Consider the following 15,232-nt stretch of genomic DNA (forward strand, 5'->3'; position numbering starts at 1 on the left):
TTATGATGATTATTCGGATGGCGATTCGGGCACCGATTATGTTAATTGGTGCAACCATTATGGCGGTATCGATTAATGCAAGACTATCCATGATTTTCTTGATTTCAATCCCGGTATTATCTTTAACGCTCTTCTTTATTGGTAAAAATGCGCATCCACGCTTTTTAACGATGCTTGAAAAATATGATGGATTAAATGAAAAAGTTCAAGACTTTATTGTTAATATTCGTGTCGTAAAAGCCTTTGTAAGAGAAGATCATGAAGAATCACGCTTCTTGGAAAATGCTAAACAAGTGCGCGATGCGCAATTAAATGCTGAAAAACTCGTGATTTTAAACATGCCAATTATGCAGCTGACCATTTATACGAGTGTCGTTGCGATTCTTTGGTTTGGCGGTAATATGGTTATCGATGGCACGTTTAATATTGGACAGATGTCTAGTTTCATTATGTACATTATGCAAGTACTTATTTCTCTTATGATGATTTCAATGATTTTCATTATGATCATTATTTCCCGTGCGTCCTTCTCACGTATTATCGAAGGTTTAGAAGAAAAACCAACGCTTGATGATGAAGGGACAGATCCGAACCTTCAGTTACATGATGGGGCGATTGAATTTAAAGATGTGTCATTTAGTTATACAAATGATCCAGACAATGTCGTATTAAATCAGATCAATTTATCAATCGAGTCAGGTGAAACGATTGGTATTATTGGTGGAACGGGCTCTTCAAAAACAACCCTTGTGCAATTAATTCCGCGTCTATATGATGTCTTATCAGGCGAAGTCGTCGTAGGTGGGCATAATGTAAAGGATTATAAATTAAATGTGTTACGAGATAATGTGGCGATGGTGCTGCAAAATAATGTCTTGTTCTCAGGGACGATTAAGGATAATTTAAAATGGGGTAATGAGCATGCGACAGATGAAGAAGTAGAGGCAGCGGCCAAAGCAGCCCAAGCACATGACTTCATTACATCATTCCCTCATGGTTATGATACCGACCTTGGTCAAGGTGGCGTTAACGTTTCGGGTGGCCAGAAACAACGATTAACGATTGCGAGAGCGCTACTGAAAAATCCAAAAGTGATGATTTTAGATGATTCAACAAGTGCGGTTGATACGGCGACAGATGCGAAAATAAGAACTGTATTCAAAGAGACATTTGATGATGTCACCACATTAATTATTGCTCAACGCGTGAGCTCCATCTCTGATGCTGATCGGATTATCGTATTAGATGACGGGGAAGTTAAAGGGTTTGATACCCATGAGAACCTCATGCAATCAAATGAGATTTATCAAGAAATCTATCAATCTCAAAGTAAGGGAGTGAGTATCGATGGCTAAAGCAAGACCAATGGGTGGTCCAGGTGGTGGACCAAAAGGTATGGGAAAACCATCTAATATACCAGAGACTTTAAAACGGATTGCCAGTTACATGAAAGAAGATAAATGGATTTTTCTGATTGTCTTCCTTACAATTATTACGAGTGCACTCAGTAACGTCATCGGGATTTCATTCTTACAGACGATTATTGATAATTATTTAACGCCACTAATGGAAGAACAAACGGCAGAACTGATGCAAGAGTTCGTCATGGTGATTGGTACAGTGGCTGTTATTTACCTCGTTGGTGCAGCGTCAACATACGTTTTTAATCGTTTGATGGTTGGGATTTCAACCCGGACATTATACAAAATTCGTGTCGATTTGTTTCAAAAGCTAGAGAAATTACCACTGAAGTACTACGATACCCATACCCATGGAGACTCCATGAGTCTCTTTACGAACGATATTGATACGTTAAGACAAGTGTTATCGAATTCGATTACAGGTGTCATTAACTCATTAATCACCGTTGTTGGTGTTTTCAGTATGATGATTTTCTTTAGTTGGCAATTGACGATTCTCGTGGTGATTATGCTCGGAGTTATGTTGTTTGCGGTAAAAGAAATTGGTGGACGTAGTGCCAATTTCTTTGTCAAACAACAACAAGAGCTTGGACAAGTGAATGGTTACATTGAAGAGATGATTGAAGGACAAAAGGTCATTAAAGTCTTTTCACGACAAGAAAAAGTATACGATGAATTTGATACGTTAAACGAAGGTTTAAGACAAAGTGCCACGACGGCGAATACATTTGCGAATGTGTTAATGCCCATTATGGGTAACTTATCGTATATTCTTTATTCCATCACCGCGATGGTTGGGGGGCTCCTAGCTATTGAAGAGATTCTAACGCTTGGTACGGTCGTTGCCTTCTTACAATTTACGCGGACATTCTCTCAACCCATTATGCAAGTGTCCCAGCAAATCAATGCCGTCTTAACAGGACTTGCTGGAGCGGAGCGGGTATTTAAAGTGATTGATGAACAACCAGAATTTGATGAAGGTACTGTTGAGATGGTGCCTGTTACTATAGATACTGAAGGTAACATGACAGAGGTCGCGGAGCGGACAGGTGAATTTGCTTGGAAGGACCAAGGAAAACTCACACATGTCAGAGGTAGTGTTGTCTTTCATGATGTTGTTTTCGGATACGAGGAAGATAAAACCGTCTTAAACGGGATTTCTCTTTATGCTAAGCCTGGTCAAAAAATCGCCTTTGTAGGCTCGACAGGAGCAGGTAAAACGACCATTACCAACTTAATTAACAGGTTCTATGATGTACCAGGTGGTAAAATCACGGTAGACGGTATTGAAATCAACCGCATTAAAAAACCAGACTTACGTCGTTCACTTGCGATGGTACTGCAAGATACCCACCTCTTTACTGGTACAGTAATGGAAAATATTCGTTACGGCCGTTTAGATGCTACAGATGAAGAAGTCATTGAAGCAGCAAAATTAGCGAATGCCGACACGTTTATTCAACACTTAAAAGATGGCTATCAAACGGCATTAAAATCAGATGGTAACAGTTTATCACAAGGTCAACGTCAATTGATCGCAATTGCGCGTGCTGCTGTTGCCAAAACACCTGTGTTGATTTTAGATGAGGCAACGTCATCGATTGATACGCGAACGGAAGCGCTCATTCAAAAAGGTATGGACCGTTTAATGGAAGGTAAAACGTCCTTTATTATTGCCCACCGTTTATCAACCGTTCGTTCAAGTGATGCAATCATGGTACTTGAACAGGGTGAAATTATTGAACGCGGTAATCACGATCAATTAATCGAACAAAAAGGAAAGTATTATCAACTTTCAGCTGGTATGTTTGAGTTAAGTTAAGTAGGACAGAATAAAACACCCGTTCTTTGCTTTTGGCAAATGACGGGTGTTTTAAGTCTGTGTGGTTTGATGTGTAGTTTTAGCTTGCTTTATTAATAGAGTGCCTCTCAAACGACCGAATATTTTGTTTCATCACAAGTGAAATAACAAAAGCGATACTGACAAGACCTGCAAAAATATAAAAGGCGGTGTTATAGCTACCAGTGGCATCATTTATATAAGCGACAAGTAGCGGACCAAATACACCAGCTGCAGACCAAGCTGTTAAGAGTAGTCCGTGGATGGCACCAAGTTGACGCGTACCAAATAAATCACTAATAAAGCAGGTAGTAAAGCGAACCCACCGCCGTACATCGAAACAGTAATAAAAATTAATACTTGTAGCAACAACGCATTCGTCACATTTGGCAAGAGAAGCATGATCATAGCTTCTACACCGAAAAACATCAGGAATACGTTACTACGTCCTAAGCGATCGGAAAATGCAGACCAGCCAAGCGTCCACCACCGTTGAATAACCCCATAATACCTACCATTGTTGCCGCAGCTGTAGCGGTCATACCCGTTTTTGTTTGGGCAAGGGGTGATGCTGCTGAAATAAGCATAATGCCAGTAGAAATGTTAATAAACATCATCATCCATAACAACCAAAACGTGGGGTCCGAATGGCTTCTTGTGCATTTAATTGCTGTAAACTAGGCGTAATTTTTTTGGCTTCTTAGCTTTCGTTGCTGTTAAGTTCGGCATATAACCTTCTACAGGTTTCACAATATAGCTTGCGCCACTAATCATTAAGATAAAGTAGACGGCAGCCATAATGAAGAACATGTTGTGTAAGCCGACCCCTTTGATTAGTTGGGTAATAACTGGGGCAGCAATCAAAGAACCTGCACCAAATCCCATAACAGCCATACCTGTTGCAAGACCTCGTCGGTCGGGGAACCACTTCACTAGTGTTGAAACTGGCGAAATATAACCAAGACCTAAACCAATGCCACCAATGACACCGTAACCTAAGTAAAACAAGGTCACAGATGATGAAAGCATACCGAAGCCAGCGATGACTTGACCGCTCGCAAAGAAAAAGGCAGCAATCGTTGCTGACTTTCTTGGTCCCCATTTTTCAACAAACCTTCCGAAACTCGCCGCAGATGTTCCAAGTAAAGCAATCGCAATCGTAAATGATACGGTAACGGTTCTGTCACTCCAACCTAGATTTTCAACGATTGGATACTTTAAAACACTGTAGCATAGACTGAGCCAATTGATAAATGAATGGCTATAGCAGATAATGCTATAAGCCAACGATTTTTCTTCATGATAACCTCCATAGCTATCAAACCACATCCACTGGCTATAACTATATCAGATAAACCCATGTGAATCAGTGAACAGATTGTGAACAATTGAAGAATAGCTAAGAATTTTGTTAGATGACAAGTAGCAATGACTCAATGTTTAACTTTTAAATGACAAAAGTCCCAACATTGGTAATTAAAGACGAATGACAGATTGTTTATAAATGCAAGCATCGCTTATACATGGTCATCAAAAGTAAATGATTGACATCGCTCAGAGAAAACGTCATATAAGTCGATATGCCATAGTGCTTTATTTTCATCATAGACAAGTCGATCGATAACGAAAATCTCAGCTGGGTGGGGACGATGGCCTTTATAGACTTTCTGAATAACTTGTTTTCGGGTGAGAAACGTCTCTTGCCGTTTATCTTTTGATGATCGTCTCATCTTTTTGGTATTTGCAACTCGAGGGTAGTGTTGACTAATGGAGTGATACCACACATCAACATAATCACCCACATCATAGTTTGTTTCCTGTTCATTGACCCATATCAATTCATAGTATCGTTCTCTACCACCGTATGGCCGCATATTTTTTGGTCTTTCGGCTTGTATCAGAAGACGATGGGGTGTTTTTTGAATAACATACCCGGTAAGGTCTGGGGGTGTTTGTCTCATAAATATGAGAAACCATAGCGTGACAACGCCTAATATTGATAAAGAAATATAGATCTGTTTTCTTTTCATAATCACTATCCCCCTTTTTAAAATTAGGCTTTTGTAAGCCCTCGCTTCAGTTTAAGTGGTGGGTAATTGACCATTTAAACACTGTCATATATTAGACGGTTCAACATCCTAATAAGTTACATTAATATGTGAATTTTCTTATAAATTCGACAAATCTGTCTGGGATAGTTATTTAGCTGTAAAAAAGGTAAATATAATATCTTTGTTTGGGGCAAAATGGAAAGAGGTTTAATACGAGTTAAGATGTCAACATAATTGCTTATTTATAAATAGATTTTTTTAAGTGAGATCGTCGAAGATTTAGCATTTACTCAACATGACTTTTAAAATGTAGATCTGTTATGTGTGCTCTTTACGAAAAGCTTGAGATACAAGTAGCTGATCTTAGATAAGAAAAAAAGTTATGAATAAAAAGACCGCTTAGTCAAGGGGTGTATCATCTTGACTAAGCGATCTTTTTGATTGTCTAACTGTATTTTAAGATGCGTTTATGGCATATAAACGTGCATGTTTCCTGTGTGAAAATGGTAAGTGATTAATTAATCAATGCTTGAAGTGGCGCTGGTATGCGTCCGCCACGCTTAATCATCTTTTCAGAGCTAAATGGTTTGACACCGATAATTGGTGCCCGACCAAGTAAACCGCCGAATTCAACCATGTCACCTTCATTTTTGCCGACAACAGGAATCACTCGAACCGCAGTTGTTTTCTTATTAATCATGCCGATGGCAGCCTCATCTGCGATAATAGCTGAGAGTGTTTCGGCTGGTGCGTCGCCATTTAAGGCGATCATATCAAGACCGACCGAACACACGCAAGTCATCGCTTCTAATTTATCTAAGGTCAGTGACCCATCTTGAATCCCGCGAATCATGCCGTTATCTTCACTGACGGGAATGAAGGCACCACTTAGGCCGCCGACGTATGAACTAGCCATCGCGCCCCCTTTTTTAACAGCATCATTCATTAAGGCAAGTGCGGCGATGGTTCCATGGGTTCCAACGCTCTCAAGGCCGATTTCTTCTAAAATCTCAGCGACACTGTCATTCATTGCATTCGTAGGAGCAAGTGATAAATCCATAATCCCAAAAGGAACGTTGAGGCGCTCAGCAACGACACGACCAAGTAACTCACCAGCACGGGTGATTTTAAAAACAGTCTTTTTAATGACGTCAGCCACTTCACCTAAATCTGCTTCTGGATAGCGTTTAAGCGCATTTAATACCACGCCGGGTCCGCTGACACCGACACTTAAAACGGCTTCACCTTCACCCGCACCATGAAAGGCACCGGCCATAAACGGGTTATCTTCAACAGGATTACAAAACGCCACAAACTTCGCGCAACCAATACTATCTTGGTCCTTTGTCAGTTCAGCGGTTTCTTTGATGACATGACCAAGTTGACCAACGGCATCCATATTAATACCTGTTCTCGTTGTTCCAATGGAGACGGAACTACACACACGATTTGTTTCGCTTAAAGCCCGTGGAATCGATTTAAGTAGAGTTTGATCTGCCTTTGTCATCCCTTTATGTACTAAAGCAGAGTAACCACCAATAAAATCTACACCGGTTTTTTCAGCAGCTTGATCGAGTACTTTAGCGAGTTCAACGGCTTGATCAACGGTTAAGTCACCTAAAATTTCAGCAATAGGTGTGATAGAAATACGTTTATTCACAATCGGAATCCCATATTCTTTTTCCACTTGTTCTGCTACTGGCTTTAATTGTCCAGCATAACTGACAATTTTATCGTAGACGTTTGTTTTTACTTTTTCAAAATCACTATCTTGACAGTTACGTAAACTAATCCCCATTGTAACGGTACGAATATCTAAACTTTCCATTTGAACCATGCGGATGGTTTCTTGAATCTCTGAGTAATGAATAGCCATTTTTTCTCCTCCTTAAATTCGGTGCATTGCTTGGAAGACGTCTTCTAATTGAACGCTGATCGTTAAGTTCATCTCATCTTCCACTTGTTCAAATGCTCCAAGTAAATCTTCTAATAAGTCTTTGTTTTCCATTTCAACAATCATCATCATAGTAAAATAATCTTGAAGAATCGTTTGGCTAATATCGTGAATATTCATTTTATGTTCCGCTAATACGGTGGTAACTTTTGAAATAATCCCTACTTGGTCTTTCCCTACTACTGTGACTACTGCGCGTTTTTGCATGTCTTTCACCTCATATGTTGTATTTTTGAATAAAAAAAGATTGGAGTCAATCCCCAATCTCTAAAGACAACAAGCTATTTAGCTCATATTGTCTTCTGTCCTTTTACCTGAGATTGTGAATCCTTCGGTGCCGCCATTAGAGCGGTCTCTCCAGAAGTTGCTCCCACTATAGTGTCACCCATAATGATCGTTGCGACTTATTTAATTACTAAGCATCGTACCAAGATTTTAAGAAAAGGTCAACCGTTGTTTTTGTCTGTTACATTGGACAAGGGCGATGCCACAAGTGACATCGCCCTTTAAAGGTAAAAATATTTGTTTTTCACTACAAATTGCCGCGGTAGTTCATTTTAAATGCTTCTAACTTAAACACATAATCCCTACCTCTATTATGTTCTTACGACTCTTGAGTCGATCCAGTTGAATAAGTGTTACGTTATTATTGTTTATCAATTTGCAACCATGATAAAATCCGTTCAATAATCGTGTCGTTCATCATACCGTCATGATGTGTATACAAAACATCTAAAATAATGCCCATTTACCTTGCCTTTTTTCGGCCAACACTAATTATCGCATAATATCATGGATCTGTCAATAGTTACAAGTTAAATCATCTGATGGAAGTTTAAATCTATATGACGTCTACAGATTAATATAAACGTGTCTAACTAGTGTCGAACATGAAAAAATGGTATGATTGAAACGATTGTTAAGGGGGAAAGTATCTATGGCAGAACAAATAAAATTAGTGGCATTAGACTTAGACGGGACACTTGTAGAACATGGTGGGAAAGTTGTGACCCCACGTTTAATCGAAGCGGTCAAAGAAGCGAAAAAACAGGAAGTTGATGTCGTTATTGCGACAGGCCGACACCGTACGACAAGTTTATCGATTGCCGAAACACTTGAGTCGATCATTTAATTACGTTGAACGGAGGAGAGGTTTGGACAACTCGCGGAGAATTATTGCTTAGACAATCGATTCAGCATGATGATGTTGAAAAAATCATCAGTCAATTTGAACGCCTAGATAGCCATTTCTGGCTTGTGAGTGACCAAGGGGTGTTTCAACGTCAACTACCTGATAATTATCAAGAACATGAATGGATCAAGTTTGGTTTTGATATTTTAGATGAGAAGTTACGTGATGAAGCCGCGCGTTATTTCAGTGCGATTCAAACGCTAGAGCTGACCAATTCGAGCCCAACAAATATTGAAATCAACAAGCGCGGGACACATAAACGTCAAGCGATTGAGTATTTACTTGAATCGAGACATCTCGATTTTAGTCAGGTCATGGCCGTGGGCGATAGTATGAATGATATTAAAATGATTGAACATGCTGGTTTTGGTGTGGCTATGGGCAATGCTCAAGCTGAAGTCAAAGAAAAAGCTCGTTTTGTGACAACACGCTTTGATGAAGACGGGGCGGCACTAGCGATTGAAAAAATGTTGTCAGGTGATTTTTGACATATAATTGATGTGAAAAAAGTCGATGTGAGAAAAAAATGAATTTTTAAAAAATTCATTTGCATCTGACGTAAATCTGTTATAACTTAGTATATGTAGCATTGGGGTTTTATGTGGATAATTTGCGCTACTGCCAAAATCCACGTATGATAGAAATAGAATCACATAGACAAAGGAGCTAAAAACATGACAAAACAACAATTTGGTGTCATTGGTCTTGCGGTAATGGGGAAAAACTTGGCTTTAAACGTAGAAAGTCGCGGATACTCTGTATCTGTCTTTAACCGTACGTACAAAAAAACAGAAGATTTTATGGCTAACGAAGCCAAAGGAAAAAACTTCTTTGGTGCAGAAACAATTGAAGCATTCGTGGATTCATTAGAAAAACCACGTAAAATTATGTTGATGGTAAAAGCAGGGCCAGCAACAGATAAAACGATTGAAACACTTCGTCCGTTACTTGATGAAGGTGATATTATTATCGATGGTGGTAATACATTCTTCCAAGATACGATTCGTCGTAACAAAGAACTTGACGAATCAGGTATTCACTTTATCGGCACAGGCGTTTCTGGTGGTGAAGAAGGCGCGCTTAAAGGTCCGTCAATCATGCCGGGTGGTCAAGCAGAAGCCTATAAACATGTGGCACCAATCCTAGAAGCCATCTCAGCTAAAGTGGAAGGCGATTCATGTGTTACGTATATCGGACCAAACGGTGCGGGACACTATGTGAAAATGGTGCACAACGGTATTGAGTATGGTGATATGCAACTGATCGCAGAAGCTTACTTTATTCTGAAAAATGTTCTTGGTCTATCTGCAGAAGAATTACACGATGTCTTCAAAGATTGGAATCAAGGCGAATTAGATTCATACTTAATCGAAATTACGACAGATATCTTTACGAAAAAAGATGATGAAACAGGGAAACCAATGGTGGATGTCATCTTAGATAAAGCAGGCCAAAAAGGTACAGGTAAATGGACAAGTCAAAGTGCGCTTGATTTAGGTGTGCCACTTCCCGTTATTACTGAATCTGTTTTTGCTCGTTTCATTTCAGCGCTTAAAGATGAACGCGTGAAAGCAAGCAAGATTCTTTCAGGTCCTTCAGCAGAATCACTTCCATATGAGGGAGATAAAGAAGAATTAATCGAAGCGATTCGTCAAGCGCTTTATATGAGTAAAATCACATCATATGCTCAAGGGTTTGCGCAAATGCGTACAGCTTCTGAGGAATATGAATGGAACTTAGATTATGGTGAAATTGCGATGATTTGGCGCGGTGGCTGTATTATTCGTGCGCAATTCTTACAAAAAATTAAAGAAGCATTCGACCGTGACAAAGCACTCGCTAACCTAATGTTAGATGATTACTTTAAGGACATCGTTGAGAAGTATCAGTCGTCACTTCGCAAAGTATTAGCTGTTGCGATGGAACGTGGTATTCCGGTACCAGGTTTTGCAGGGGCGTTAGCTTATTACGATAGTTACCGTACTGAAACGTTACCAGCTAACCTTATTCAAGCGCAACGTGACTACTTTGGTGCTCACACATATGAGCGTGTAGATAAAGACGGTGTCTTCCATACAGAATGGTTGGATAAATAAGATATTCTCCATTATTTAAGATGTGTATGAAATAAAAGATAAAAAGTCGCTGACGGGTGTTTAGACGCTTGTCAGCGGCTTTTTATCTTTGGATAATCAAATGGGTTAAGTAAGGTGATTTCACGCCTCTATTCGTTAAAAATACGCAAAATATAAGCAGGCCATTGGCCTGCTTAAGATTTTCATGCGTTTAACTTATGATTGCTCACCATCGCGTGAACATGTTTCCCACCAGTGGAAACCATCTTTATTTAATAATTGATCTGATGCGTCTGGCCCCTGTGTGCCCGAGGCGTAATTAGGGAAATCAGCTATTGTCTTTTCCCAGCGATGAGTGATCGTATCGATAAATTGCCAAGAGAGAGCCACTTCATCCGCGTGGACAAAGCTTGTTGAATCTCCGTTTAAACAATCATTAATCAACAGCTCATAAGCTTCTGGAACTTCAACGTTTTCTAAGCTTTTATCATAGTGCATCGTGATGGGTTTACTTGTCATACCGTAATCGGTTTTCTTGGCATTTAAGTGCATTGTAATACCTTCTTCTGGTGCCACGTGAATGACTAAAAGATTAGGGTTAATGGTCCCTTCATTATCTTTATATAAGTTAAGTGGTAAGTCTTTGAATTGTACGACAATTTTTGTGCACTTTTCTTTCATGCGCTTACCTGTTCTAACGTAGAAAGGTACACCGGCCCAACGGAAATTGTCAATCATAAATTTACCAGCCACAAAGGTTTCGGTATTAGAATCAGGTTCAACACCGTTACTTTCACGGTAGGCATTGACTTCTTCACTATTAACAGTGCCTTTGTTATATTGGCCACGAACGAAATAGTCTTCGACGTTATTTTCATTCAGTGGGCGCAGACTACGCAATACTTTTACTTTTTCATAACGGATATCGTCTGGGTGAATTTTTGCGGGTGGTTCCATCGCAACAAGAGACACCATTTGAAGTAAGTGGTTTTGAATCATGTCACGCAGGGCGCCAGATTCATCATAATAACGTCCCCGTTCTTCTACTCCTAATACTTCACTTGAAGTGATTTGCACGTTCGCAATGTATTGATTATTCCATAGCGGCTCAAACATCGCATTCGCAAAACGAACGATTTCAATATTTTGAACCATTTGTTTACCTAGATAGTGGTCAATCCGATAGATTTGATCCTCATCAAAGGCTTGACCAATTTGATCATTCAGTGCTTGGGCTGTCTCATAATTATGTCCGAATGGTTTTTCTATCACGAGACGTGACCAACCCTTGTTGTCGGTGAGTCCTTGAGATTTTAAGTTAGCAGCGATAGGACCAAAGAAGTTTGGTGCCATAGCCATATAGAATAAACGGTTTCCCCCTGCTTGATGGGTGTGATCAAGTTCAGTGATAAATTTATCAAGCTTTTGATACTCTGATAAATGTTGAGCATCGAATGGATTGTAATGAAAGTGTGAGGCAAAGTCATCATGGTCAATCGGATCGTCTTGATACTCTTCGATAGATGCTTTGACATTGTTTCTGAAATCTTCTTGCGTTAATGGCCTTCTAGCTACCCCTACGACCGCGAAATGATCGGATAATTTTTTATTCCGATATAGACGGTACAAAGCAGGGTACAATTTTCGATTAGCTAAATCCCCGGTTGCTCCAAAAATTACAATAATAGCTCTTGGTGTGTCTTGTGTCATTGGCTTTAACTACCTCTCTTTTATAGAATAAATGCTTAAATGTCGTATGTAGGCCCTCTCTATATTTAACATACCACTTTCAAGCCTTTAGATAAACCATTTTACATTTCTCTCTGTTTAAAGTTATAATTTTAAAGATGGTTATGTTCTATCTTATCATGTATTCAGAAAATAACAAATAGTTTTACAATTATTATTTACAGGGGGATTTTTATGAAGACATATAAAGGCTACCTTATAGACTTAGATGGGACGGTTTATAATGGTACGGAAAAAATACCGGCAGCAGTAGACTTTGTGAAAGCATTGAATGAAAAGGGTATTCCATACTTATTCTTAACCAATAACTCCACAAAACATCCGCGTGATGTGGCAGAAAAATTACGATCAATGGCTATTCCAGCAACAGAAGCGCAAGTATTAACAACGAGTATGGCAACAGCAAAGTATGTCAGTGAAAAAGATCCCGGTGCCAGAGTTTATCCCATTGGTGAAGAAGGGTTGATAATGGCCTTAGAAGCAGAAGGATTAATCTTGACCGATGAAGATCCAGACTATGTTGTCATGGGACTAGACCGCGATATTAATTATGAAAAATTATCAATAGGTGCACTGGCGATTCGTAACGGAGCTAAATTTATAGCAACAAATGGTGATATTAAGTTGCCGAGTGAACGCGGATTTTTACCAGGAGCAGGATCGATTATTTCCGTTTTATCTGTAACAACAGAAGTTAAACCGACATTTATCGGTAAGCCAGAACCGATTATGGTTGAGCAGGCACTTGAGGTATTAGGAACAAGTAAAGAGGAAACGCTTATGGTTGGTGATAATTATTACACGGATATTTTAGCCGGTATTCATGCAGATGTCGATTCTCTATTAGTTTTTACAGGGGTGACAACATCAGATGATTTACAAGCGGTTGATAAACAACCGACGTATACGATACAATCGCTAACGGAGTGGGATTTTTAAAGGAGGTCGTCACATGGCAATTTCATATGAGATTATTAAACATATAGCCGTATTATCTGAGAATGCATCGGGTTGGAAAAATGAATTAAACCTCGTATCATGGAATAATCGTGAACCAAAGTATGATTTACGGGATTGGTCAGATAACCATGAAAAGATGGGTAAAGGACTGACGTTGTCTAAAGAAGAAGTAGATGAACTTAAGCAAGCGTTACAATTAATCGAATAGAAAGAAGAAATTATGTGAACACTATGCTTGAAATTTTTTAAATAGGGTATAGAATCATATAAGTGTATATAACAAGGAGGACAAAGTGTATGTTTAAAAAATTATTTGGAAAAGAAGAAAAAATTGATCATGAAGTACTCGTATCACCTATGACAGGAGAAGTGGTTGATGTAACAGAAGTACCTGACCCGACTTTCTCTGAAAAAATGATGGGTGACGGTATTGCTTTTAAACCAACAGATGGTGAAGTCGTAGCACCCATCGGGGGAGAAATCGTGAACTTATTCCCAACAAAACATGCGATCGGTATCAAATCTAAAGCAGGTGTAGAGTACCTTATTCACATTGGTTTAGATACGGTAATGTTAGATGGTGAAGGGTTTACCGCACATGTGAGTCAAGGTGATAAAGTTAATGTGGGTGATAAATTAATTACCGTTGACTTAGATTTTGTATCTGGGAAAGCAAAAACGATTACACCGCTTGTCATCACAAGTGATGTTGGATCAATTGAGAAAGATATTAATAAATCAGTTGTAAAAGGTGAGACAGAAATTTTAACTGTACACTTATAAGTCGTTCAATTAAAGTATAAAAAAAGCGAAGACGAGCGTATGTCTTCGCTTTTTTATGTCAGCTATTAACTTATGACTGCATCTTCGTTTCTTCTAAATGTTCTTCTGTTTCGCGTTCGTCTTCTTTACTTGATATGGGTCTATTCGTAGCATCGCTTATCGCCATTAAAGTCCCTTTAGCAACCGCTAAGAGTGGGTCATCAGCATATGGATTGGAACATGTAACGCTTGTTCGAGCCAAGGAACGATCCCTTTAAGTAAGGCACCACCGCCGACTAATGTGATGCCAAAATCGACAATGTCTCCGCTGAGTTCTGGGGGTGACGATTCTAACGTTTGATGAATCATTAAAACAATCTGATTAAGTGTATCGACTAAAGCCGCTTGTATTTCTGTCGACGTTAACATGACAGATTGAGGCAATCCAGTAAGGAGGTCACGCCCTCTTACACTCATTGATTCCTCTACATGCTCACCTGGTGCGTAGCCAATCGTTTGTTTAACATACTCAGCCGTTTGTTCACCAATCATGAGATTGTACTTATTTTTAACATACTGAATGATCTCCTCGTCTAAATCATCCCCTGCGGTCCTTAGTGAACGGCTCGTTACCACGCCGCCGTAAGATATAACGGCAACCTCTGTTGTCCCACCGCCAATATCAACAATGGTACTACTAATCGGTGCCGTAATAGGTAAACCAGCACCAATGGCTGCTGCGACAGGCTCTTCAATTAATTGTACGGATTTGACACCAAACGAATGCATCGCATTTTCAATGGCGCGCTTTTCAACGGCCGTACTGCCAGACGGAACACAAATGGTCACGCGGGGCTTTCTAAAACGTTGATTAAGATTATTTTGCACTTTAGATAAAACGAGTTTTAACATTTGACTCGTCAGATCAAAATCAGCAATGACGCCTTCTTTTAGTGGCCGCACAGTTTCGATATGGGCGGGTGTTTTTCCGACCATGGCTTTAGCATCGAGCCCAGTTGCTGTGATTTTATTTGTCTGTCGATTGACAGAAATAACGGTCGGTTCATTGTAAATCATGCCTTTATTTTTATGATAGACTAAGGTGTTGGCGGTACCTAAGTCAATGCCTAACTGAATAGATTGAAACATACATAATCCCCTTTATCATGAATTGATCCGTCAATCGTGCTTCTTTATCTAGTATTGGTTACAATAGACGGTCTTATTC

12 protein-coding genes, 2 pseudogenes and 1 riboswitch are annotated in these 15,232 nt (G+C 39.5%); of the genes and pseudogenes, 8 read left to right on the forward strand and 6 right to left on the reverse strand.

From position 1 onward, the window contains the following. The first annotated feature begins 2 nt into the window (after positions 1–2). Together JCM19043_RS18120 and JCM19043_RS06525 are read left to right on the forward strand one after the other, a co-directional pair. Positions 3–1,355, forward strand: a complete 1,353-nt coding sequence (locus JCM19043_RS18120; RefSeq protein ID WP_255349945.1) for an ABC transporter ATP-binding protein — start codon at positions 3–5, stop codon at positions 1,353–1,355. After that, entirely contained in the window at positions 1,348–3,243 is a 1,896-nt protein-coding gene (locus JCM19043_RS06525; protein WP_197274760.1) for an ABC transporter ATP-binding protein, read from the forward strand. The genes JCM19043_RS18120 and JCM19043_RS06525 overlap by 8 nt, the downstream gene beginning before the upstream one ends. 79 nt (positions 3,244–3,322) lie before the next feature. Here the strand turns inward: JCM19043_RS06525 and JCM19043_RS06530 are convergent. From JCM19043_RS06530 to JCM19043_RS06545, 4 genes and pseudogenes are all read right to left on the reverse strand, one after another. Then, a pseudogene (locus tag JCM19043_RS06530) lies at positions 3,323–4,562 on the reverse strand (OFA family MFS transporter). A gap of 216 nt (positions 4,563–4,778) precedes the next feature. Next, positions 4,779–5,291: a DUF3221 domain-containing protein gene (locus tag JCM19043_RS06535; protein ID WP_062321058.1), complete on the reverse strand. Its 513-nt coding sequence runs from the start codon at positions 5,289–5,291 to the stop codon at positions 4,779–4,781. 535 nt (positions 5,292–5,826) lie between these two features. Then, complete coding sequence (locus JCM19043_RS06540; protein ID WP_062321060.1) at positions 5,827–7,188, reverse strand: PFL family protein; 1,362 nt, start codon at positions 7,186–7,188, stop codon at positions 5,827–5,829. A 12-nt stretch (positions 7,189–7,200) separates the two neighbouring features. Beyond that, on the reverse strand, positions 7,201–7,473 hold the full coding sequence (locus JCM19043_RS06545; protein ID WP_062321062.1) for an ACT domain-containing protein: 273 nt from the start codon (positions 7,471–7,473) through the stop codon (positions 7,201–7,203). 85 nt (positions 7,474–7,558) lie between these two features. Continuing rightward, a riboswitch (glycine riboswitch) is annotated at positions 7,559–7,637 on the reverse strand. Between the two features lie 566 nt (positions 7,638–8,203). Here JCM19043_RS06545 and JCM19043_RS06550 point away from each other — a divergent pair. The 3 genes from JCM19043_RS06550 (at position 8,204) to gndA (ending at position 10,554) form a co-directional block, all read left to right on the forward strand. Continuing rightward, the gene (locus JCM19043_RS06550) at positions 8,204–8,398 is read left to right on the forward strand and encodes an HAD family hydrolase (RefSeq protein ID WP_062321063.1); all 195 of its coding nucleotides are present in this window, start codon (positions 8,204–8,206) and stop codon (positions 8,396–8,398) included. A gap of 5 nt (positions 8,399–8,403) precedes the next feature. After that, positions 8,404–8,946 (forward strand): HAD-IIB family hydrolase, encoded by a 543-nt coding sequence (locus JCM19043_RS06555; RefSeq protein ID WP_304438234.1) that lies wholly within the window; start codon positions 8,404–8,406, stop codon positions 8,944–8,946. Positions 8,947–9,132: 186 nt separating this feature from the next. Beyond that, a complete protein-coding gene (gene gndA / locus JCM19043_RS06560; protein ID WP_062321067.1) occupies positions 9,133–10,554 on the forward strand; it encodes an NADP-dependent phosphogluconate dehydrogenase in 1,422 nt (473 codons plus the stop codon). Positions 10,555–10,749: 195 nt separating this feature from the next. Here gndA and zwf read toward each other — a convergent pair whose 3' ends face one another. Continuing rightward, positions 10,750–12,243, reverse strand: a complete 1,494-nt coding sequence (gene zwf / locus JCM19043_RS06565) for a glucose-6-phosphate dehydrogenase (protein WP_062321070.1) — start codon at positions 12,241–12,243, stop codon at positions 10,750–10,752. Between the two features lie 213 nt (positions 12,244–12,456). Here zwf and JCM19043_RS06570 point away from each other — a divergent pair, with 213 nt between their 5' ends. The 3 genes from JCM19043_RS06570 to JCM19043_RS06580 all read left to right on the forward strand — a co-directional run bounded on the left by JCM19043_RS06570 (position 12,457) and on the right by JCM19043_RS06580 (position 14,025). Next, entirely contained in the window at positions 12,457–13,221 is a 765-nt protein-coding gene (locus tag JCM19043_RS06570) for a TIGR01457 family HAD-type hydrolase (RefSeq protein WP_062321072.1), read from the forward strand. 13 nt (positions 13,222–13,234) lie between these two features. Beyond that, a complete protein-coding gene (locus tag JCM19043_RS06575; protein ID WP_062321074.1) occupies positions 13,235–13,450 on the forward strand; it encodes a YdbC family protein in 216 nt (71 codons plus the stop codon). A gap of 89 nt (positions 13,451–13,539) precedes the next feature. Further along, positions 13,540–14,025, forward strand: coding sequence for a PTS glucose transporter subunit IIA (locus JCM19043_RS06580; protein ID WP_062321076.1), 486 nt, complete (start codon positions 13,540–13,542; stop codon positions 14,023–14,025). Positions 14,026–14,194: 169 nt separating this feature from the next. Here the strand turns inward: JCM19043_RS06580 and JCM19043_RS06585 are convergent. After that, positions 14,195–15,153 (reverse strand): annotated as a pseudogene (locus JCM19043_RS06585) (rod shape-determining protein); the annotation flags it as partial. Positions 15,154–15,232: the final 79 nt, after the last annotated feature.

The organism is Halolactibacillus sp. JCM 19043, assembly GCF_001310395.1.
GTDB lineage: Bacteria > Bacillota > Bacilli > Bacillales > Amphibacillaceae > Halolactibacillus > Halolactibacillus miurensis.